Below are 22,413 nucleotides of genomic sequence, written 5' to 3'. Positions count from 1 at the left end.
AATAATGAAAGAAAATAACGAAGACTATCGGAATATATTATCAAAAATTGAGACATACACCATCGAATCAAAATAAGTATCAGATTATGAGAAAATTATCGATACATGCTAAATTTATAAAATTTGAATATCAAACAATAATCTAAAAATAACAGACGTATGAGTTTCATGTACAACCCCTACCCTTTTGACGATTTATCTGTAGTCAACAAGCCGGTAATAGAAGAAAACGTAATTAATTCCGTTATATCCGGAACAAATCAGACAGCAGAATATCTTAGTAATATTTTCAGTAAAAAAATCAAGGAAACGCCGGGTAAGAACATAATAGCGGCATTTGACGGCTATATAAGTGCCCAATGGTGTCAAGTAATTAATCTTATTACACAGAGCCTTAAATTGAAGTCTGTTCCTTTGGAAATAATAGACTTTTCAACTGTTCATAAAACCAGTGACGTTTTAGATAAGGAACTGGGTAGCTATCTTGATGTTGATAAGAAAAAAGATCCGGTTTCATTATTTGGTAAAATATTTAAAGGGGGGTATGAGGGTATTATCAACAGAGAAAATCTAAATGTGCTCGAAACAAAACTTAGTGCATCGAAAAGTGAAAAAACAGAACAAGGGAAAATAATTATTGTTTTTGGATATGGATGTACCATTAAACTGCTCAGATCTCTATATGACTTTATCTGCTATTTTGATGTGACGCCGAAGGAAAGTATTTTACGAATCAAACGTGGCTCTTATATCAATATAGGAGATAGAACAGCCCGTCCTGTAAAAGAAACAATACGCCGGTGTTATTATGTAGACTTTGAACAAGCCATCCATCTGAGAGGAGAACTCTTGCAAGAGAAAGTTATAGACTACTATCTGGCATCTGATAAGCCCAATGAGATCCAATTAATACCGAAAGAAGGATTATATGCAATCTTTTCTTCTTTGGTAACATACCCCTTGCGTTGTAAACCTGTTTATTTGGAGGGTGTTTGGGGTGGAACGTATGTAAAGAAATTACGAAATCTTCCTGATACAATGCGCAACTGCGCTTGGGTATTTGACCTAATACCCATGGAAGTCAGTGTGGTGATAGAGGTCGGTGACAAAAAAATAGAATTTCCTTTCTTTACATTCGTACAAACGGAAGGGATCAATCTGATGGGAAAAGATTGTGTTAATAAATTTGGAGGATATTTCCCTATCCGCTTCAATTATGATGATAGCTTCCATAGTAGTGGCAATATGTCTATTCAGGTACACTCCGGACATGATTATAATATCGAAAATTATAATGAATTAGGCAGACAAGACGAAAGCTACTATGTAGTAGCAACAGGTCATAATGCAAAAACATATGTGGGCTTCAAAGAAAATATTGATCCACAAGAGTTCATAGACAAAGTAAAAATCTCCGAAAAAGATTTCACTCCTGTCGATTACGAAAAGTATATACATGCCGAAGCATCCAATCCTGGTTTACAAGTATTATTGCCGGCAGGAACTATTCATTCATCAGGAAGAAATCAGGTGGTACTCGAAATTGGAAGTCTAACAATAGGTTCATACACCTACAAACTTTATGACTATCTGAGGGCTGATTTTGATGGAAAACCTCGACCTATTCACACATGGCATGGTGAGCGCGTTGTTTCTCAAGAAAGAAAAGAGTCTTGGGTGAAGAAGCACTTAGTACAAGCTCCCAAAGAAATAAGAAAAGGAGAAGAATGGGCAGAGTATCTTATCGGAGAACACGATCTTTTGTATTTCAGTTTGAGACGATTGGAGTTTATGAAGACGATTAAAGATAACACTAACGGGGTATTTCATGTTTTGTCATTGGTTGATGGAGAGAAAGTTAGGATACAGTCTGTTAGTAATCCGGAACATTACTATATCCAGAATTTTATGGACATAGTTATTATTCCTGCAAGTATGGGCGAATATGTTATCCAAAACCTAGGCAATCATCCCGTTTGTGTACATAAAACAATGCTAAAAGAAGGATTTTCCAATGATTGAAGAAAACGAAGCATATCTTGTTCTTGATATTGGAGGTACTTTTATAAAATCAGTAGTGCTAAATAAACGCGGAGACATATTGAAAGGTTCTGCTTTCAGAGTTTTATCTCATTCAAGTAAGTCTAAAGAATTAATCTTTCAATCAATTAGCGAATGCATCTCAAATGGTCTGCTTCTGATTGATTCCGTAAAAAAGACGCTTAAAGGGATTGGTATTGCAATCCCTGGTCCTTTTGATTATAAAACAGGTACATTCTTAATGGAACATAAGTTTCAATCTGTTTATGGTGAGAACCTGAAACAATTGATTTATAATATCCCCAACATAGATAAACATATACCTATTTGTTGTGTGCACGATGCAAATGCTGTTTTACTTGGTGAACAATGGAAAGGCAGAGCACAGCCGTATAAGAATTCAGCAGTTGTTACATTAGGTACGGGAATTGGCTTTGCATTTTCTCAGAACACAATTGTTCAGTGTACTCCATTATGTTTACCATCTATAACAATTTATGAAACACCTTATAAAAATGGGATTTTGGAAGATTATGTTTCACAACGGGGAATTTTAGAGATATACAAAGAGTTCTGTAAAAAAAATGTATTAGAAAACATAACTGTATTTGATATAGGAAAACAAGCGGATAATGAAGATAATGCGAGTATCAAAACATTCGGAAGAGCAGCAGAAATTCTATCTGAATCAATTGTTGGTATTCTGCAACAAAAGGAGATAGAATGTTTATTGCTTGGAGGGCAAATCTCCCGTTCATACAGGCATATGGAAGAGATATTAAAAGAGAGATTATCTGGATTAAAAACACTTAAACAAATATCCCCTGTTGATAGTATTGATCATGCTGCTTTTTATGGAATATTATGGAAGTTGCTAAAACAATAATAATACTTCCTTGATCTTTTGAACCGATTTCTATAGGCTTATACACTTTAAGTTAATTATTTATGAAAAACATTTTATTATCAATTCTATTCTTTGGGAGTTTTCTTAATCCTCTTGCCAAGTCAGAAGGATTGAAAGCAAGTTCAGATCAATCAGAATTTGCAGAGACAGATAAAAAAACGATTTATGTCAAAGACTATGGAGCAAAGGGTGACGGTATCACCGATGATACAGATGCCATTCTTAATGCGATATCGAAAATGACCGAAATAGGCAATGGTGCTACATTAATGTTTGAAAAGAACAGAACCTATTATGTTAGAAACAACTCGGAGAATATCAAAGCGATCTTTACCATTGAAGGTGGAAAAGATATGACTATCAAAGGAAGCAATACTACACTTTTGATTGATGGTAAATATAGTTACGCACAAGTCAATTATACTTATAATTTTACGCTAGAAGGTTTCAATTTTGACTATAAAATAAAACCTGCGTTTCGAGCAATAGCCATACCAGGAGGTGTAAACGTTGAAAACTCTACTGCAATTATGATTGCCGACCGAGATATTGGGATGGTAACTGGCGAAGAATATACCCCTTCTGTCACATGGTTCGGAGTTCTTGATAAACCCTTAAGCCGTTATCACATGTATATAACAAAATATAAAATGCTTGATAAGGCCTTTAATAAATTTGAAATTACATTTAACCCCAATGATTCCAAAACACGAGATTGGGTTTCCATGTTAGATTCAACAGCATTGACTGCTCCCACTCCTAAAATAGGACATATGATTGAACGTGCTTTTTCCTTCGTTGGAAATACAAATCTAACAATGAAGAATTGTAATATTTATGCAGTATCACGCTTTGGGTTTGGTATTTTTCGAAATGAAGAAAAATTACTTTTTTCTAACGTGAACTTCAAGCGTGCCCCCAATGCACTAGATCAAAATTTAAATTTCACATCCTGGCGTGACGGGTTTCACTGTAAGGAAAATCGATGTAGGATTATTTGGGACAATTGCAATGCCGAAGCCTTATATGATGATATTATAAATATATCCGCATCAACCCTTTATGTGAAAGATGTGAATGCTAATAAAGACGAAATAGATCTCTTTTGGCCAGAAACCAAAGGAACATATATCCCTCTCAAAACTGGTGATAAACTCACCATTATTAATACTGCTACTGGAATGTTGGTTGGAACAGCAAATGTTGAACGAGTGATTTGTCAAAGAGGGTCTATCAATAAGATCAAATTAGATAGGATCCTTCCTAAACTTACTTCAGGAACAAATATATACATATTTTTTGATAGTATGGTAGCTCCTGAATCAGAAATAAAAAATTGTGATTTTGATGGCACTTTCCGCTTTCGCGGTCCACTTATTGCCACAAACAGTCATTTTTATAATCGTCGTATGTGGATAGACACGTATGAAGCACTTGAAGGTCCGATCCCGAAGAATATTCTTTTTAAGAACTGCATATTCGAAACAGACAATACAACAGAGAAGTTTTTCCACATAACAAGCTATAACGACAAGACTTCTATAGGTAGTTATCATGTAGAGAATGTTTTGTTTGATGGATGCACAATCAATACAAATACGGTTGAAGTCGGCACGGGCGATGATGTCAGATTTATAAACATCAAATAGAATGGGCATGACTCTTCATATGGGGTGGAATAGCTGGAATAAATTTGGATATAACATCAACGAGGAAATAGTTAAGCGTACGGCAGATGCAATGGTTGAAACAGAACTATCTAAACTCGATTAGAAGTGTCCTATTAAAATTGAAACGTTATTAAAAATTGAATAAACTTGGTCCATTGAGATCACATCGTTCTTTGTCATTTTTAAAATTAGTTTTGTTAAAGAGGTTCCTCAAGCAGGTTTTATCTGTAAGTGATATGCTTAAAATTTGTAGAATCTCATATGTCGTTCTATCAAGTTTCAAATCATGCCATATGATTGCTACCAGACAATACTCTATGATTGCAGAGTATATTTGTATTCTTACAGCATTTTCCGTATCACCCCAGAACTTTTTAATTTTAAGATGCTGCTTGAGCCATTTGAAAAACGACTCAATCTGCCATCTGTTTTTATATAGCTCGGCAACTTGCAGCGGAGAGAGTTCTATAGCATTGGCCAGGAACGTAAACTTTCGTTTCTGTTCTTCGTTCCAATAACAGACTTTACGTATCTGCGCTGGATAGTCTTTGGAACTTTTATAAACGGTCAGTTCACCGATGGCATCGAATAATACATTTTTAGGCAATCGACGGTTCCATTTTTTTGCTTTAAACTGCAAATTTGACTTTGCTCTGACGACAAAATAGGAACCGATTGTTTCTTTCCTAAATAAGCTTTTGAAACAATTGTAAGCCCTGTCGAAGATGTAATAAGCACCTATTTCGTAAGGAATCTCATTCATAGCTTTGCTGTCATGTACTGAAGCAGTGGTTATGTGGAAGAATGCAGGTATCTGTGTTTCTATATCATACAATGTATGTACCTTAATGCCGCCTTTTTTCTTACGAAACTTCGCCCACCAAAAGACAAACAGACAAAGATCTATGGTTGTAGAGTCAAATGCATAGACATTTCCACCAAGATTAAAAATCGCTGTCCTACGTTTAGTTCGTGCTTGTTCAACCATGTAATAAGCAGTCCGTTGACTCAGAAAACATCTGTAACAAACTAACTTTCAAATATTTAAAAGAGATTTCACGAGTCTTTAGTGGACACTAATTAAACATTTTATATAGTATAAACATGGAGTAAGAGCTTATTGTCCTTGGGAATAGTATTGGGGCTTTTTAATAAATTGTTCGCATAAAGTGGTCTTCCATACTTTGAAGAAGTAAAATAAAAAAACAGGGAAAAGATTATTCTCTACATAGACGCTTCGATTATAAGAAGAATTGAAAATCCCCCCTTTCCCAAAAATATTTCTCCCTCTTGTTTGTCAGCATGAGTAGAGAGCAATCTCGAAAATGAAACTCAAAAATAATAACTCAAAAATTGAAATGTTATGACAGCAAGAGATTTTGGAATGGGATTCTTTGGAAGAATACCCTTCGGAGCAGATGCAAGAAAAGATTTTTTCGCAAAATGGACGAAAATGACGGATGCGGAAAAGGTCGAATTTATGGACAAACGCATAGAAGCTATACACAACGGTCATTGCGGCAGGAGAGAATTTAGCGTTGCCGCTATCGACCAACGTTGCGAAGAATGGATGAAGAAAACGTCGGAAGAAAAAGAAGCGTTCGTTAAGGAACAGCAGGAAATGATAGCTGCCTTTCATGAACATGCCGGATTCTTCGGACACGGAAGAGGTTTCGACTTTGGATTCAGTTGCGGCGAAGAAAGTACAGAAAAAGACGCGAAAACAAAATAACCAAAGTACAATTGTTTAAACTTCCGAAGGCACAAGGAAAATCATTCCCTTCTGCCTTCATTTCTTGCATGATGCCCAAGGGAAAAACGACAAAAACATTTATAACTTTGGGCAATAATTGAAATACGGATTTACCGGAAGAAAATTATGGAATTATACAGCGTCATCATCATTTTATTGGCCATCGCCATCGGATTATCGCCGGTCGCAACCAAAATCAGGTTGCCTTATCCCGTTTTACTCTTGGCGACGGGTATCGTCGTCGGATTCATCCCCGGCCTCAACGGATTGACGATTAATCCAAATGTCGTATTCCTCATATTCCTCCCCCCGATGCTGTATGATGCTGCATTTCATATCTCATTCAAAGACTTCAAAGCCAACGTACAAACCATATCGGCTTTGGCCATAGCGTTGATTTTTATGACGACCATAGCCATTGCCGTGATCGCGTATTACTGTATTCCCGGAATGACATGGCCTTTGGCCTTCGTACTCGGAGCAATCCTCTCACCCCCTGATGCCATTGCCGCGTCCGGCGTTATCAAAGGCTTACACTTACCGCACCGTCACCATACTCGAAGGCGAAAGTCTGGTCAACGACGCTTCGGCATTGGTCGCCTTCCGTTTTGCCGTCGCCGCCGTAGCAGGCAGTTCGTTTGTTCTATGGAAAGCAGGCATCATGTTCCTGATTTCCCTTGCCGGTGGATTTGTGGTTGGCGTGGTTTTGTGGATGATTTTTGCAGTCATCGTACGAAAACAAAGACAGAACAGCGATGTCATCGTGGGATTGACCATCCTACTTCCCTTTGTGGCCTATCTGCTGGCCGAAGAGATCCACATATCTGGTGTAATTGCCGTTGTCACCGCAGGGCTGATTATCTCAGGCAATAAAGATAAATTTTCCCGGCAGGCGCGCGTACAGTCCAAGTCCGTTTGGGATACCGTTATTTTTATTCTTGGCGGATTGATCTTCATCATGATTGGGTTGGAATTCCCCCTCGTATTGAAAGACATCCCCAGCAATCATATATTATCCCTGATCGGCAGCTCCTTCCTGATATTTTTGACCGCACTCGCTCTCCGTATTTTATTCGTGTTTTGGAATAAGAAAAGTATTGACAACCGCATCAAATCCATGCAAAGACGCGAAGCGGCCATAACGGATCGAATTCGTAATAATATGCAAATGAATGCTCTGCAACAGGGAAATACAGCAACCGTACGGCGGAGATTCGCAGCCATGCGGCGGAATCGCGGAAAAATGTTAAAACGGATCAACTACCTGAAAGAATACAAGCCGTTAAGCCTTAAAGAATGTCTTATTATCGGATGGTCGGGGATGCGGGGGATCGTTTCGTTGGCCGCCGCACTCTCTTTGCCTTTGCTGATGGCAGACGGTACGGAATTCCCCCAACGGAGTATTATCATTTTTCTGACGGTTGTTACCGTCATATTCATGCTGGTGATTCAAGGGGTGGGCTTACCTTTGCTGATCAGGTGGTTGAAAATAGGCGATAATAATGATTGAAAAACTTTTTTGCTTTCCATAAAATATTTTTTCCTCTTGTTTGTCTGCATAAGTAGAGGGTAATCTCTCGCTTATAGTTAAACGTTATTTTGTAAATTGAAGATCTGAAATGTTTTGGAAAAAGAAAGATAGAGGTGTGGCGTTCGTTCATGCCGACAAATGCGTAGGATGCGGAAAATGTGTGAAAATTTGCAGACATCACGTGCTGGAGATGGTGGCGGCAGAAAACGGGAAACGGGCAATTGCCAATAATACGGGCCGCTGTACCGGATGTGGGAAATGTGTTGCAATCTGTCCGCAAAGAACGATTGGAATAAATTTTTAAAAATCAAATGGATATGAAGAAGCATGTATTTACACACGTAATGATGGGGTTGGCCGCGATAGCGGCATTCAGCGCAGTTGCCATGTTGTTGTGGAATTGGCTGATGCCGGTTATTTTCGGATTGGCAGCCATTAGTTTTTGGCAGGCATTAGGCTTACTTGCCCTTGCCCGAATACTGTTCGGTGGATTTGGCCATCGGGGAATGATGGGTGGATGTATGGGAGGTATGCACAGCGGGAATCCTATTCATGACAAATGGATGAAAATGACGGATGAGCAGCGCAAAGAATTTATCAAGCGGAGAAGAGAGCACATGTTTAGGGGTCATTTTTTCGGAGGCGGTTTTGATTTCGATGATGATTCCGCAAAGGATAATGAATAAGAAACCGGAAAAACAAGACGTAGGAAGACTGATTGTAGAATATCAGCCGCGCCTGAAAGCTTTTATCCGCAAAAATGTTGCGAATAAGGAGGATGCGGACGATATTCTACAGGATGTTTTTTACCAATTGGTGAAAACCGTGGACAATACGATGAACCCGATTGAGCAAGTCGCTGCTTGGCTATACAGGGTCGCGAGGAACACAATTATCAACAAAGGAATTAAAAAACACGAAGAAGAACTGCCCGTTTACCGAAATGACGGATCGGACGATGAAATGTTGAATGATTTTTCGAAACTTATGTTCGACAACAACGAAACATCACCTTCGCCCGAAACAGAATACCTTCGGTCGTTGGTTTGGGTTGAATTAGAAAATGCCCTTTCCGAATTGCCTCCCGAACAACGCGAGGTTTTTGAACTGACTGAATTAGACGGGTTATCTGTAAAAGAAATTTCACAAACCACCGGTGTGCCGGTCAATACGTTACTGTCGCGAAAACATTATGCCGTAAAACATCTGCGAAAACGGCTATCCGGATTATATGCCGATATTCTATATTCCTGAAAGACTCAGGTTGTCAGAGCGGAAACGTGTAAATCATGAAAGGGTTTACACGTTTTTTCATTTCACCCCCATCTCCTGAAAATATTTTTGCCGCTCGTTTGTCTCCAAGAATTAGAGGACGACAGTAACATAGAAAAACGTCTTTGAGAATTCAATAAATAATCAATAAAACATCCAAGAAATGAAACACATTTTTTTAATCCTGTTTCTATGCGGAACAGTTCATATCGCGGCAGGACAGGAAAAATCCGGTTCTCCTTTGCGAATGACCTTGGAACAGTGTATCGACTTCGCGTTAAGCAATAGCTATTCCCGTCAATCCGTGAAGTTGCATGAAGAAGCGGCACAAGACCGGTATAATCAATCTAACATGGAACGTCTGCCCGACCTGTCCGCCACAGTCGATGAAAACCTGAACCACTCCAAAAGCAATGCCACAGCATGGAATGGCAGTTACGGGCTTAATTCGTCTCTTATTCTTTATCAGGGAGGCAATATCAGCGGGAATATCAAAAAAAGCAAATTGTCGGCTGAACAGGCCGAATATCTGACCAAACAGTATGACAATGAATTGATTATTAGAATTTTGCAAACCTTTCTTTCGATATTGGGGAACGAAGAGTTGTTGAAATACCAACAATCACTATTGAAATCAAGTGAGGAGCAGGTCACGCTTGGAGGTGAGCGCTTACATTCTGGAGAAATCCTTGAGAGTGATTATCTGCTGCTGCAATCGCAGTACGCCACCGATAAAAACAATATGGCCGAAACAACTATTCAACGCGAAAATAGTTTGCTGGCGCTGAAAAGTTTACTCTCCATCGAACCATTGCAAGCGCTGGAAATTATCTATCCTGACGCAGAGGAAATTGCATGGATGGCTCTGTTGCCCGACGAAAAAATCGTGTTGGAACGCGCTTTGGCAAACCTTCCCGACCTTCATATCAGCCGGTACGATGTGGAAATTGCCGGCACAGCTGTAAAAATAGCAAAATCAGGTCGTTATCCGACCGTCAGTCTGACCGGTAGTGTAGGAGACGGACATTTGGATGGAGTTTCCCGTTTCACTACACAACTTTCCGATCGGTTTACCATACAGGCAGGCATTACGGCAAGTATTCCGATATTCGACCGTAACCGCGTAAAGTCTAATGTTACACAAAGCCGGATTGGACAGTGTCCATAATAATGTGTAAATGTAAAACTACAGGTTGAATAACTTGTAGTTTTTTCATTTATGTATAATTTTATCAAAAGTCATTGTTATGGACATACCAAAAGGTTTTTTAAGTAAGGAGTTCTTGAGCCAATTCAAGACACAAGACGATGTTGAAGCTTTTATGAGTGAGCTTCACGTAAAAGTTTATGAACAAATGCTTCAAGGAGAGATGGATTCTCATCTTGGTTATGAAAAAGGCTCAAAAGAAGGCATCAATACAGGTAACTCTCGCAATGGCAGCTATCCAAAGAAGATTCAAGGCAAGCATGGTGAATCGGTTATTGAAGTACCTCGTGACCGAGAAGGCGAGTTTGAACCTGTAGTTGTTCCTAAGCATCAAAGTCGAGGATTATCCATCGAACGTTTAGTCATCTCTCTTTACGCTAAAGGGATGAGCGTATCAGATATTGAATCAGAGATGCATGAGATTTATGGCGTAAATCTATCAACATCCGCTATCTCCCATATAACTAACAAAGTCAATCAACAGGCAATTGAGTGGCAGAACCGCCCATTAGATAATCTGTACCTGATTGTATGGATGGACGGTATTGTCTTCAAAGTCAGGGACAATGGCAAGGTTATTAATAAGACCGTTTACCTGTGTGTTGGACTTAACAAGAATGGTTTTAAGGAAGTGTTGGGTATGTGGGTCGGCAAGACAGAGTCATCCTCGTTTTGGATGGGAGTTTTGACCGATTTGAAAGCCCGTGGCGTGGAAGATATACTTGTTACCGTAACCGATAACCTGAGTGGATTTACAGATACGATAAAGACTGTTTTCCCTGAATCGACCACTCAGATATGTGTTGTTCATCAAATTCGTAACTCCTGTCGCTATGTTGTCTGGAAAGAGAAGAAAGAGTTTACATCTGACATGAAACTCATTTATAATGCACCAACTAAAGAATCGGCAAGTCAGGAATTAGATAATTTCGAACAAAAATGGGGCTCAAAATATCCCTATGCCATCCGTTCTTGGAGAGCCAATTGGGATGAGTTAACCTCGTTCTTTGATTTTCCATTAGAAATCCGAAAGATTATCTATACCACCAATCTGATTGAAAATCTGAACGGTAAAATAAGGAAATACACCAAAAACAAACTCTCATTCCCCAACGATGATGCTTTGAAAAAGTCTGTATATCTGTCTATTGCTGAGATTGAGAAGAAGTGGACGATGCCTATCCACAATTGGGGGCTGATACTGAATCAATTTTTGGTTATCTTTGGAGAAAGAGTGAACCTGTAAAAGAAAAATTCTTTCAAACTCCCCATCTTTTTTTTGGGGGGGGAGAATTTGAAAGAATTTATATGATAATAATTCAACCTTGTAGTTGACCGTTTACACAATGTTTTGGATAGTCCCCTCCTAATCAGATTCTATAGTGTATTTATCATGAGGATTGCCTAAAATCATCACACCAATACTTTACACCCGTGGGTTGAGTGTAAAGTATTGGAACTTTATTCCCTAATTTATGCAAATACAATCGCAGATTTAACATGTTAAATCTGCGATTATTTTCTTTTGTTATTCTTTCCCAGTATTTCTTCGTTAAATCTGGGATTAAAACAGTTCCTATAAAGCTAAAAACTATAAACTAGATTGGTAATACCACCAATCGAAATAGATAACGATTGCCAAATTTATATTTACCAAAAACTAATTTCTAATTCAGGTTTTTATTTTCTATAGATTCGAGCAATAAAACCACCCCCTTGTGCCATTCTTATTTTTAGTTTTTTACTAGTAGGAACAGAGATAACTTCTCTCTTATAATCTCGGGCTGCTTTATTAGCATTTGCTCCATCTTTGAATATTTCAACTTGAAATTCTCCTGTTCCTAAAAACGACAAATCAAGCTCTAGCTCACGCTCATCCCAATTAGTTAGTGCCCCAACATACCATACTCCTTTTTTTTGGCGGGCAATTGTTACATATTTGCCGACTTCCCCATTTAAAGCGATTGTTTGATCCCATACTGTTGGTATCTGAGAGATGAAATCTAAACATTCTTTTTCTTTCAAATAATTTGACGGACTATCACACATCATATTCAGAGGAGATTCGAACACTATATATTCAGCTAGCTGACGACATCGTGTTCCCTGGCTCATCGGTTCGCTTTCCACAGGACGATAGTTTCCCCTTGTCGCATTGCGCATAGCTCCTTGCGTATAATCTATAGGCCCTGCTACTTGTCTAATAAATGGTATTGTTACATCATAAGTAACCTGATCCATGTTAGACCATTTCATTTGTTCCAATCCGTTTACCCCTTCGAAATTAATTACATTCGGAAAAGTGCGTTGCAAGCCCGTGGGTTTGTATGTGCCATGATAATCGATCAGTATTCTATATTTAGCTGAAATTTCGGCTGCTTTGTAGTGAAAATCAACCATCAGTTGGTCGTCACGATCCATAAAATCCACTTTGAATCCCTTAATCCCCATTTCGGAGTAATGCTTACTAATGCCTTCTATATCTTTGTTCAATGCATAATATCCAGCCCAGAGAATCAGCCCTACGTTACGTTCTTTAGCATAAGCTACCAACTCGGGCAGATTAATCTCAGGTACCACCTCATATAAATCTGCGGTAAGATTAACAGACCATCCTTCGTCCAAAATAATATATTCGATACCATTCTCTGAGGCAAAGTCGATATAATACTTATAAGTTTCATTGTTAATTCCTGTCTTGAAGTCTACACCGTACAGGTTCCAATCGTTCCACCAATCCCAAGCTACTTTCCCTGGTTTTATCCATGAACAATCGCCTATCTGATTTGGAGTTGCCAGTTTATATATCATATCATTGTCAACCAGATCTTTATCATTCTCTGAAACAATTATGGCTCGCCAAGGGAATTTAGTAGCCCGATCGAATTTGGCAATATATGATTCTCTGCTTTGTACTTCTCCTTGCAGCATATTATGACCTCCTTGCCTTATCTCTTTAGGATATGGAGCAAAAACACCGACCAGCGAATTCGACTTATTACCATTATACAAATACATACCCGGATAATTAATCAAATCGGCCTCCACAATACATACTTTTTTCCCGTTGCCCCCTTCTACAAGTAGTGGCGAAAATGCTAAACGATCAGCATCCCACTCTGAAAGTTTATCATGCGTATATATATTCTCGAATGAATTGTAAAATTGATCTTCCAATGAGTTTCCCTTGTTTTTTACATAAGGGATATACGCTTTAGATTCGGCAGGAAAATTGAATACAACTTGTTCATTTTCTACAATAAAAGGACTTTTCCTGATTGTCTCGAAACGGTAGGCAAAACCATCATTATAAGCACGGAAAACAATATTATAATCATTTTTGAATTCTAACGTCAACTCATTATAATTATCTTTAATTTTCGCCTTTTTATATATGGGTGCATCTAAGATCTGATCGACGGTCTTTCTCGTGCTTCCGGATAGTCTGGGGTTCACTCCGAATACTTGATTATCGCTAAAAGTAAGAGAGATAGGCGACTTTAGCAACATAGTTGCTCCTGCATGAGAAACTTGATATTCAATCAATTTACCAACAGCTATATCGGCTTTTAATTTCTTGTCCGGCGATTCTAGGACAAATAGCTTTTGAGCTGAAGTTGATATAACTATGAGTAAAAATGATAGATTCAATAAATTCTTTTTCATATGATTTGATTAATTAATAAACATCATAGACTCTTGATACAATGACTTTCTTAAGAGCCTATGATGTTAATTTTTCACTTCAATCGAATAAGATTTCTTCAGTAATCTTATTATAATATTCAATACATTGTTTTATATCCGGCACATTGTTGTCCCAGTTATATTCATATTCGATAGATAAATATCCTTTGAAATTGAACTTTTTCAATTCAGTGAGCATTCCTTTCATATCCAAAATGCCTGTACCCCATATAACATCATGTTGTTCAGCTTCACCTTCCTTTTTTTTCGCAATATCTTTGAAATGAAGTGACATAACACGTTTGTTTATTTTTTTCAAACATTCGATTGGGTCTAAACCTTCTCTTTTCCAGTGTCCTACATCTGAACATGAACCTATGTTATTGCCGCGATCTCCTATAGCTGCAAGCAATAGATCTGGGTTCCAATAATCGGATGGCTGTGGATGATTGTGTACAGATATTTTAATGCCATATTGCTTAGATAAATTTTCTACAAGATCCCAGTCCTTTAATGCCGGTTCACATGTAATATATTCCATATTCATGTCCTTGGCAAAAGCGAACATTTTTTCCCAATCAGAAGTTTCATTGGTAACAAAGACTCCCGTTGCAATAATTTTCACATCTTTCGATGATGCCAATTCCTTTATTTTCTTACGGGTATCATTATCCAGTTCAAATCCGAATATTTTGTCGCCAAAACCGGCTCCGAGCTTATGTCCCGGATACACCTCAATATATTTCACTCCCAGTTCTTTTGTTTTATCCAAAGCCTCAGCTAAAGTAAAACGATGGAAGCTATATGACTGCACTGCCAGATACCAACCATTTTGCTCAGCCTTTGCTATACCTTTAGCCTGTATTTGATCTTCTTGCTGGCTGTTTTGATCTTGTTTTGATTTTGACGAACATGCCAATAGGGAGCAAGACAGTAGGCAAACTACTATGAATATTATTTTTCTTATCATTTATCCGTTTTTTGATGTGTTTAAACAATATATTCTAATTATTTAGGCATTTCAGGAAGAGTAAACCCGTTCTCATAAGTATGTTTAATCCATTCGTTTGACATATCTAATGCATTGAATTCAGCAAAACGTCTGTCAAAACGAGGATCACCATCTATTACGGTAAAGTCATCAACAGTTACAATTTTGATCTTATCATTTGGCGAGATATTTGTAAACTTCATATTTTCACCATCCCACAATAATTCACGGTTTAATCCATGTATTCCGGCCAGACGTACCGCCAATACTCCCATTACTACCATTTCGTTGAATGGTCCTGAGAACTGGAAGTTGGAGGATGCTTCAGTCCGATTTTCCGGACTCTCTTTACAAGCCCTGATCCAGTCCTGCTCATGGGCATTTGTATTCCATATATCACCATTGCCGCCTTTAATTCGGGGGATAGTAGCTTTAGGCTGGTTGAAATGCTCCATAGCAGAAAGTGGCAATAATGTAGGATTCATACCATAGCAACCTGTCATTATTTTCCCTTTCGACCCGATGAATATAATCCCACCATTCTCATCTCCCATCATTTCCCCATCTTTCAGTTCTTCCGGGCGAGGGGGCATTAACCCGCCATCATACCAATGTACTTTTACTTCAGGCATTGCTACCTTAGGTAGATTGTCGCGGGCAGGGAAAGTATATGTCACCACTTCGGCATGAGGAGGGGAATAAATATTACTCAGTGTAGAACTCCCTATTACGCTTGTCGGGTATTTAAGGTTCAGTGCCCAGTAAAGAGGATCCATTATATGGCAGGCCATGTCACCCAGAGCTCCTGTACCGAAATCCCACCATCCGCGCCAGTTCCATGGGGTATATACCGGATTATAGGCACGTTTTTTAGCAGGGCCGAGAAATAAATCCCAATCCAGTGTTTTAGGCCCTTTTACCAAACCTTTGGGTTCCTGTAGCCCCTGCGGCCAGATAGGGCGGTCTGTCCAGCAATGTACTTCGGTTACTTCACCGATTACTCCTGCCTGTATCCATTCGGCGACTTTTCTGCAATCGTCAAAGGAATTTCCCTGGTTACCCATCTGGGTAGCCACTTTGTATTTTTTAGCCAGTTTAGTTAGCAACCGGGATTCGTATACAGAGTGAGTCAATGGTTTTTGCGTAAAGCAGTGCTTGCCTAATGTTATGCCATGAGCTGTTACTCCTGCATGTGTATGGTCGGGCGTTGCTACCATAATGGCATCTATGGATTTGCCCATCTCTTCGAACATTATCCTCCAGTCTTTAAATTGCTTGGCTTTGGGATAATCGTTGAATGTTTTGGAAGCATATTTCCAGTCCACATCGCAAAGAGCCACAATATTTTCGGTTTTCATATTGGCGAGATTGCGACGACCAATTCCTCCTACGCCGATCCCGGCTATATTCAACTTATCGCTAGGCGCTGTATAACCAAACGATTTACCTAACACCATACTCGGTACAATTGTTAAACCAGCAGCGGTCATGGCTCCGGTTTTTAAAAATTTCCTTCTCGATAAATTTTTCATGTTCAATATAATTAAGGTCACAGACCTATTTGTTAATTTTGCAACTATAAAAACAACAGATAGTTGCAATTTTTAAATGTTCGATTAAATATTAACTGTTACTTATATTTATTTGCTAAGAGACTCTAAGATTTCCTTTCTCATTTTTCTGAAATTGGGGATTGTATTATTGTATTCGGCATAAGATATAACAACCTTATCTACAATGTCCTGAGCTTTTAACGGATTCTTCTCCCTCAACATCTTTAATAATTCATAGTCATAGATGCCATCTCTCATTGCCGACAACCTGATGGATGGATACAATTTTCCATATCCGGGATAAACGATGTAAGAATCGCCTCCAGGCCAGTCGTGAGTAAGGTTGGTCGTTTCCTTATAAGGATCAGCCGCAGTGGTCCATGAATTACCTCCCCAATGCAAATAGCCGGAAGCTTGGTATTTGAAATTAATCCAGTGCATGATTCTCATCTGGATCAGAGGTAACTGGATAAAACGGTTAGCATAATTACCCTGCGGTCCAGTACAAGTGTAGATCCAGACTTCATCTCCTTTGTCTATCAATGGTTTAAATATGGTGTCATAATTAGATCCAAATACATTTACCTGAGGAATCCAAATGTCAATACCATCATCAATACCTTCAGAAGTTAATACAGCCTCTAAGATTTTTACTCCTTCCATATGCTTCCTTACAAAAGTGCTTATTTCCGAATAAGATGCTGCGTTGGCGATAACAGGCTCGTCTCCGATGTGTTGTAGATATCTATCATACCAACCGTTGTCTTCTAAATATTTTCTGAATACAGGCAGAAACTGAGAATAGAATATCTGGCTTCGCTGATCGGAAAGAGGCAAAAGTCGAATTGAAATTTCGTTGCCTTCAAGAATAGGAACATATACTCCGAAAGGAGCTTCTGATTCACCGAACCGATAACCAAGATGTGCACCTTCGATTCTTGTCAACGCCCCTAATTCTTCAAAAATACGCAACTCTTTATCGAAATTATCGAAATCGAAACTATACACCCCATCAGCAGACAGACTGAATTTAATATTATCAAATAGACTTATATAGTGGGTATTATTCTTGTACTCTGCCGATATCTTAGCAAATTCCCGAACTAACTGCCAATAAAAATCAGAATATCTGGTTACCGGAGTTCCATTGTTCATATACGCCAATGTTTGGCTGTCCATAAAGTACCAGTTTGTTGTTGATAGTGAAATGTTATCTACTACCACCGGGTATACTTTAATAAAAAATGGCTTCTCCTCTGATATTTGTTTCCCATCGATAGATCCGGAAACCCTCATTGTTCCTTTATAGATTCCTGCAGGCGTACTCTTTGGAATTTCGGCGGTTATCCAAAAAGGCTGAGCCTCATAAGACTTAAATCCTGGTTCATCTAACGGGAACATAGGATCAGGATATTGATCGGTGGGTGACTTTATGATTACATTAGATTCTAAGATAAAGCGATTAGTAGATCCTACATACCCAATTTTTTTAATCGTAGCATCTAGACTTGCAGAATGCTCTGTATGATTTATCTTTACATTTATCTGAGGATCTTTTAATTGATCAAAGGGCTTCACTACCAATTGAATTGTTGCGTATTCTCCCTGCGCCACATACAAAGTATCGGCTTGATTTTCTAAAGACTGTTTAGGAAGTACCTTTTCCAGGGGATCTATTTGATAAATATGAAGAACCTTGGCAGGAGTTGAGTCTAGAGTATTGTCACATTGATGTCCATAAGCAAAAAGTGAATTCGTTATTATAGCTAGAAATAGGTACATCAGTCGATATACTATGTTCTTATTTTCGTTACACATAAATGTTTTATTGCTGATTAGTTAATTCAAATAATTATTTACTCACTAAGAGATTCCAATATTTGTTTTCTCATATTTCTGAAATTGGGAATCGTATTGTCGTATTCTGCATTTGAGAAAACAACTTTATTTACGATATTCTGAGCCGCTGCTGGATTTTTTTGATCTAGCATCTTTAACAGTTCATAATCATAAATCCCATCTCTCATTGCCGACATTCTGATAGATGGATACAATTTTCCATATCCCGGATAAACGATGTAAGAGTCGCCTCCGGGCCAGTCGTTAGATAAGTTAGTCGTTTCCTTATAGGGATCATCAAAAGCAGTCCAGGAATTACCTCCCCAGTGTAAATACCCGGAAGCCTTATATTTAAAATTGATCCAGTGCATGATTCTCATCTGAATCAGAGGTAATTGAATAAATCTATTTACATAATTACCCTGTGGCCCGGTACAGGTATAAAACCAAACTTCTTTTCCCTGATCAATCAATGGCTTAAAGACAGACTCATAATCTGACCCAAGGGTATTTACCTGAGGAGTCATAATATCAATACCATTCTGAATGCCATTTGTGGTCAGGATAGCCTCTAATATCGGCACTTCTTTCATGTGTTTTTTTACAAAGTCACTTATTTCCAAGTAAGATTGAATATCCGAATTACCGGGCTCATCTACAATATGTTGCATATATATATCATGCCAACCTCTATCTTTTAAGTGTTGTTTAAGTGCCGGAAGAAATTGATTATAAAAATCCTGACTTCGTTGATCTGAAAGGGATAATAATCTGATTGAAATTTCACTGCCATCAAGAATAGGCACATAGACCCCTAAAGAATTAGTGGGTGCACCAAATCGATATCCTAATTGACCACCTTCTATTCTTTTTAACGCCCCTGCTCGCTCGAAAATTAGTAATTCTTTGTCAAAATTATCAAAATTGAAACCATATTTTCCATTGGAAAGTGTAAATTGAATATTGTTAAACAAGTTTATGAAGTGAACATTATTTTTATATTCGGCAGATACTTCAGCAAATTTGCGAACTAATTGCCAATATAAATCAGAGTGCATATCTACTTTTGTTTTATTATTCATATAGGCGAGTGTCGGACTATCCAGGTAATACCAATTGGTTGTTAATAATGATATTTCTCGGACTGCCACCGGATATACTTTAATATAAAACAACTTTTCGGTAGAGACTGACTTCCCGTCAATAAACCCCGCAACCTTCACTACTCCTTTATAAAGGCCACTAGGTGTTTCCAAAGGAATATGTGTTGTTATCCATAAAGGTTGAACGCTATAAGATTGGTAACCAACCTCATCTATCGGAAATATGGGATCCGGGTATTGATTGGTCGATGACTTTATAATTACGTTAGATTCTAAAATGAAGCGATTAGACGCTCCTACATAGCCTACTCTTTCGATTTTAGCATTCAGGCTTGTGGAATTTTCTGTGTGATTGATCTGAACATCGATGTTACGATTATCTATTTTATCGAAGGGACTAACAACTAATTGTAACGTTGCATACTCTCCTTGTGCTACATGTAGGATATTATCGACATCGACTTCCAAAGACTGGTCAGGGATAACTTTCTCTAATGCGTCTATTTGATAAATATGAAGTAATTGTTCCAGACTCGGAGCAATCAATATTATTGATTTGCTTTTGTCAACCTCAACCCTTTCTGCTGTTTCATTTATTTTAATCGGAAGCGCATATTGTTTCTGGCTAAGATTCAACTTCTTTATTTGATCCCGATACAATGTTGTTTGTAACTGTTGAGCCTTGTCACTGGGCTTAAATTTTACCATTAATTGATTCATATTATAACATGAACCCGGTAAGAGATCAAAATTGGTACTATGAAGCGTATTGTAATCTTTCAGTTCTTTTTCGGATAAAACAGACAGATTTACTTCGATTTCTTTACTTGAATTGCCATCTTTCGCCAATCCTAAATGGAAAATAACCTCTTCCTGCGGAATGTCGACAAAGACATCAGTTACTCCATATTGTGAGAACGAGATTTTTACCGCTTCCTCTGTAATGGGGTCATCTGTATCGCTTTTACAAGAAAAGTTCAGGATGACTGTAATCATCGCTACAAACAAAAACAATAATCTGTTTTTCTTATTCTTGTGCATATTATTCAATTAAAATTATTATTCAGCCCAGTCATTCAATAATTTTTTCGCTTGTTCTAATTCCTGATAAAGCTCAGGACTTTCTTTTTTTGATCCGAATTGAAGAATGATCTTGTTCATTTTCTCTAATTTTTCTTTCGATTCCAGATCGTTCTTCTCTTTCCATTCATCCCGATAAATACGAATCTTTTCTGCATCCTGAATCCCTTCTCTCAGACGTTCGAATCGGACAGAACTACGATCAGGATATACGATGTAGGTATCTCCCGCGGGATAGCGAATAAAACGAGAGTCTTCGAGCGGCTTTTCATTCCATGAGTTGTATGTCCAATGTAGAAATCCATCATAGCCTAAAGCCAAAGAATACCACGAAATATACACTGCATCTGCCGGATTTGAAAAAGTAAATATATTGGGAAATCTATCTCCACAGCAAACATAATAAGCAGACACGAGGCCATTATCGCGCCGGACATCCAGATCTTCTTTCGTGAAAGGAGAGTTAAATCCGAGAGTTAAAGATCTGACAAAAGGATATTTTTTATAGCTCTGGTGATTATCTGCCAAAGATATTCCTAATTCCGGAGCAGCCTTTTGCATGAGATCAACAACGGCTTTCAGGTCTTCCGGAGTACGCTCGTCCATTGCAATATTTGTTATATTAATCCAACCTTTCTGTTTTAAATGAATGACAAAATCTTGTAAAAAGGGAGTCCACATCTCATAGAATTCAGTGCTACCGGGTTTAGCATTTACATTTACCATTTTTCCTGTGGATGCATCATGATAATGTAATTCATTGCCCCATGGAAGCATCGAATAACAATCTATCGTACCTTTTATACCCAAATCTTGCATAAAATGAACCCATTTATCAAAAGCGGTATAATCATATTTCCAACTTCCATCAGTGGTCTTGATCCATGTTATCATGTCGGCATATGCATCATAACATTGATTATTCCAAGGTTCTTTATTTAATGTAGCTGTTATTACTTTCTGACCGGCATCGACCAGGAGCTTCATAATCGGTTTCATTTTTTCGAAATGTTCGTCACTCCAGACTTCCAATCCATTCACACGAGCCACAGATGTAGGATGTTGCCACATATCCAGATGAAATTTCCAATCGGCTGGTAATGGCAAAGTCTTTTTCTTTACTTCTATGGCAATATCTAATTTTTGAAGGTTTTTATTTTTAGATTCGATATTGATCTTTCCTTTGTATAGGCCTGCCTCTGCTTCCCGGGGAATATCTATGGTAATCCAAACAGGACGCACGTTTTTTGGCTCAATGTCAAAATACTTAATATTATCAAGTATATCTGGAGATAAAGAGGAACGGAAATCGTCCGGATTCGCTTCTTCGCATCCTCTTTCAAAATAGTCCGTAATCACGTAACGAACAAAACGAGCCTGAGCTATATTCGTTGGTAAAGAAGATGAGCTTGATTGAAAGCTTTCAAACTCAATATTTACCTCTTCAAATTTTTCTACTGACCAAAGTAATAGTTGGCCAGAAATTCTTTCTCCTTTCCACCCACTTAGTTGCAGAATTTTGCTGGATGGAATATCCGGAGCTACGGATCTTGGATAACGTGTGTCTATGTCCGCAAAAGAAATATTTAATCCGGATGGGACTTTACTCCAATCGGAAAGAGTATCTGCCGTTGGATCGGCTCTCTCTGTAATACTACTATATTCATCTATGTTCTTTACCTGAGAGCAGGCTATAGACTGGAATATAAAGATAAAAAGACTAAAAGATATGATTCCTGTAAAAATATTTTTCATGATAAATGGATATTGCTATTCTCTC

General features: G+C 38.2%; 17 protein-coding genes and 1 pseudogene. 11 read left to right on the top strand and 7 right to left on the bottom strand.

Features of this window, described 5'->3' with window-relative positions:
• The first annotated feature begins 159 nt into the window (after window positions 1-159).
• From BQ8014_RS08070 to BQ8014_RS08060, 3 genes are all read left to right on the top strand, one after another.
• Window positions 160-2,022, top strand: a complete 1,863-nt coding sequence (locus BQ8014_RS08070; protein ID WP_234998012.1) for a class I mannose-6-phosphate isomerase — start codon at window positions 160-162, stop codon at window positions 2,020-2,022.
• Window positions 2,015-2,926, top strand: coding sequence for an ROK family protein (locus tag BQ8014_RS08065; protein WP_080903926.1), 912 nt, complete (start codon window positions 2,015-2,017; stop codon window positions 2,924-2,926). Before BQ8014_RS08070 ends, BQ8014_RS08065 begins: the two co-directional genes overlap by 8 nt.
• Window positions 2,927-2,988: 62 nt before the next feature.
• On the top strand, window positions 2,989-4,596 hold the full coding sequence (locus BQ8014_RS08060) for a glycoside hydrolase family protein (RefSeq protein ID WP_080903925.1): 1,608 nt from the start codon (window positions 2,989-2,991) through the stop codon (window positions 4,594-4,596).
• A 151-nt stretch (window positions 4,597-4,747) separates the two neighbouring features.
• On the opposite strand, the gene BQ8014_RS08055 is transcribed toward BQ8014_RS08060, so the two are convergent.
• Window positions 4,748-5,605, bottom strand: coding sequence for an IS4 family transposase (locus tag BQ8014_RS08055; RefSeq protein ID WP_080903924.1), 858 nt, complete (start codon window positions 5,603-5,605; stop codon window positions 4,748-4,750).
• A 375-nt stretch (window positions 5,606-5,980) separates the two neighbouring features.
• Here BQ8014_RS08055 and BQ8014_RS08050 point away from each other — a divergent pair, with 375 nt between their 5' ends.
• The 8 genes and pseudogenes from BQ8014_RS08050 (at window position 5,981) to BQ8014_RS08015 (ending at window position 11,626) form a co-directional block, all read left to right on the top strand.
• A complete protein-coding gene (locus BQ8014_RS08050) occupies window positions 5,981-6,349 on the top strand; it encodes a hypothetical protein (protein WP_200814373.1) in 369 nt (122 codons plus the stop codon).
• Between the two features lie 147 nt (window positions 6,350-6,496).
• Window positions 6,497-7,394: pseudogene (locus BQ8014_RS20025) on the top strand (cation:proton antiporter); the annotation flags it as partial.
• Between the two features lie 93 nt (window positions 7,395-7,487).
• On the top strand, window positions 7,488-7,880 hold the full coding sequence (locus tag BQ8014_RS20020; protein ID WP_369808825.1) for a cation:proton antiporter domain-containing protein: 393 nt from the start codon (window positions 7,488-7,490) through the stop codon (window positions 7,878-7,880).
• 109 nt (window positions 7,881-7,989) lie between these two features.
• The gene (locus tag BQ8014_RS20015) at window positions 7,990-8,205 is read left to right on the top strand and encodes a 4Fe-4S binding protein (RefSeq protein ID WP_080903922.1); all 216 of its coding nucleotides are present in this window, start codon (window positions 7,990-7,992) and stop codon (window positions 8,203-8,205) included.
• A 13-nt stretch (window positions 8,206-8,218) separates the two neighbouring features.
• Window positions 8,219-8,587, top strand: a complete 369-nt coding sequence (locus tag BQ8014_RS18975; RefSeq protein ID WP_080905885.1) for a hypothetical protein — start codon at window positions 8,219-8,221, stop codon at window positions 8,585-8,587.
• Window positions 8,580-9,155, top strand: a complete 576-nt coding sequence (locus BQ8014_RS08025) for an RNA polymerase sigma factor (RefSeq protein WP_080905884.1) — start codon at window positions 8,580-8,582, stop codon at window positions 9,153-9,155. The genes BQ8014_RS18975 and BQ8014_RS08025 overlap by 8 nt, the downstream gene beginning before the upstream one ends.
• Window positions 9,156-9,336: 181 nt before the next feature.
• A complete protein-coding gene (locus BQ8014_RS08020) occupies window positions 9,337-10,341 on the top strand; it encodes a TolC family protein (RefSeq protein ID WP_080903921.1) in 1,005 nt (334 codons plus the stop codon).
• Between the two features lie 79 nt (window positions 10,342-10,420).
• Window positions 10,421-11,626 carry an IS256 family transposase gene (locus tag BQ8014_RS08015; protein WP_080903920.1) on the top strand — a complete coding sequence of 402 codons (1,206 nt, stop codon included), beginning with the start codon at window positions 10,421-10,423 and terminating at the stop codon, window positions 11,624-11,626.
• A 434-nt stretch (window positions 11,627-12,060) separates the two neighbouring features.
• Here BQ8014_RS08015 and BQ8014_RS08010 read toward each other — a convergent pair whose 3' ends face one another.
• From BQ8014_RS08010 to BQ8014_RS07985, 6 genes are all read right to left on the bottom strand, one after another.
• Window positions 12,061-14,046, bottom strand: a complete 1,986-nt coding sequence (locus BQ8014_RS08010) for a glycoside hydrolase family 97 protein (protein ID WP_080903919.1) — start codon at window positions 14,044-14,046, stop codon at window positions 12,061-12,063.
• Window positions 14,047-14,125: 79 nt separating this feature from the next.
• Window positions 14,126-15,037 carry a sugar phosphate isomerase/epimerase family protein gene (locus tag BQ8014_RS08005; RefSeq protein WP_080903918.1) on the bottom strand — a complete coding sequence of 304 codons (912 nt, stop codon included), beginning with the start codon at window positions 15,035-15,037 and terminating at the stop codon, window positions 14,126-14,128.
• A gap of 38 nt (window positions 15,038-15,075) precedes the next feature.
• Window positions 15,076-16,590: a Gfo/Idh/MocA family protein gene (locus BQ8014_RS08000; RefSeq protein WP_080903917.1), complete on the bottom strand. Its 1,515-nt coding sequence runs from the start codon at window positions 16,588-16,590 to the stop codon at window positions 15,076-15,078.
• Between the two features lie 108 nt (window positions 16,591-16,698).
• Window positions 16,699-18,393 carry a DUF4091 domain-containing protein gene (locus tag BQ8014_RS07995; protein ID WP_160150057.1) on the bottom strand — a complete coding sequence of 565 codons (1,695 nt, stop codon included), beginning with the start codon at window positions 18,391-18,393 and terminating at the stop codon, window positions 16,699-16,701.
• Between the two features lie 74 nt (window positions 18,394-18,467).
• Window positions 18,468-20,594: a glycoside hydrolase domain-containing protein gene (locus BQ8014_RS07990; protein ID WP_080903915.1), complete on the bottom strand. Its 2,127-nt coding sequence runs from the start codon at window positions 20,592-20,594 to the stop codon at window positions 18,468-18,470.
• Window positions 20,595-20,612: 18 nt separating this feature from the next.
• Window positions 20,613-22,388, bottom strand: a complete 1,776-nt coding sequence (locus tag BQ8014_RS07985) for a DUF4091 domain-containing protein (RefSeq protein ID WP_080903914.1) — start codon at window positions 22,386-22,388, stop codon at window positions 20,613-20,615.
• Window positions 22,389-22,413 lie beyond the last annotated feature (25 nt).

It is taken from the genome of Parabacteroides sp. Marseille-P3160, from assembly GCF_900162725.1.
Lineage (GTDB): Bacteria > Bacteroidota > Bacteroidia > Bacteroidales > Tannerellaceae > Marseille-P3160.
This window is presented reverse-complemented; position numbering and strand designations above follow the sequence as displayed.

Bases quoted from the DNA above. Each gene is read 5' to 3' on its own strand.
- BQ8014_RS08060 (WP_080903925.1), top strand. From the start codon at position 2,989: ATGAAAAACATTTTATTATCAATTCTATTCTTTGGGAGTTTTCTTAAT.
- BQ8014_RS08000 (WP_080903917.1), bottom strand. From the start codon at position 16,590: ATGAAAAATTTATCGAGAAGGAAATTTTTAAAAACCGGAGCCATGACC.
- BQ8014_RS08025 (WP_080905884.1), top strand. From the start codon at position 8,580: ATGAATAAGAAACCGGAAAAACAAGACGTAGGAAGACTGATTGTAGAA.
- BQ8014_RS07995 (WP_160150057.1), bottom strand. From the start codon at position 18,393: ATGTACCTATTTCTAGCTATAATAACGAATTCACTTTTTGCTTATGGA.
- BQ8014_RS08010 (WP_080903919.1), bottom strand. From the start codon at position 14,046: ATGAAAAAGAATTTATTGAATCTATCATTTTTACTCATAGTTATATCA.
- BQ8014_RS08070 (WP_234998012.1), top strand. From the start codon at position 160: ATGAGTTTCATGTACAACCCCTACCCTTTTGACGATTTATCTGTAGTC.
- BQ8014_RS08020 (WP_080903921.1), top strand. From the start codon at position 9,337: ATGAAACACATTTTTTTAATCCTGTTTCTATGCGGAACAGTTCATATC.
- BQ8014_RS08050 (WP_200814373.1), top strand. From the start codon at position 5,981: ATGACAGCAAGAGATTTTGGAATGGGATTCTTTGGAAGAATACCCTTC.
- BQ8014_RS20020 (WP_369808825.1), top strand. From the start codon at position 7,488: ATGCAAAGACGCGAAGCGGCCATAACGGATCGAATTCGTAATAATATG.
- BQ8014_RS18975 (WP_080905885.1), top strand. From the start codon at position 8,219: ATGAAGAAGCATGTATTTACACACGTAATGATGGGGTTGGCCGCGATA.
- BQ8014_RS20015 (WP_080903922.1), top strand. From the start codon at position 7,990: ATGTTTTGGAAAAAGAAAGATAGAGGTGTGGCGTTCGTTCATGCCGAC.
- BQ8014_RS07990 (WP_080903915.1), bottom strand. From the start codon at position 20,594: ATGCACAAGAATAAGAAAAACAGATTATTGTTTTTGTTTGTAGCGATG.
- BQ8014_RS07985 (WP_080903914.1), bottom strand. From the start codon at position 22,388: ATGAAAAATATTTTTACAGGAATCATATCTTTTAGTCTTTTTATCTTT.
- BQ8014_RS08005 (WP_080903918.1), bottom strand. From the start codon at position 15,037: ATGATAAGAAAAATAATATTCATAGTAGTTTGCCTACTGTCTTGCTCC.
- BQ8014_RS08015 (WP_080903920.1), top strand. From the start codon at position 10,421: ATGGACATACCAAAAGGTTTTTTAAGTAAGGAGTTCTTGAGCCAATTC.
- BQ8014_RS08065 (WP_080903926.1), top strand. From the start codon at position 2,015: ATGATTGAAGAAAACGAAGCATATCTTGTTCTTGATATTGGAGGTACT.
- BQ8014_RS08055 (WP_080903924.1), bottom strand. From the start codon at position 5,605: ATGGTTGAACAAGCACGAACTAAACGTAGGACAGCGATTTTTAATCTT.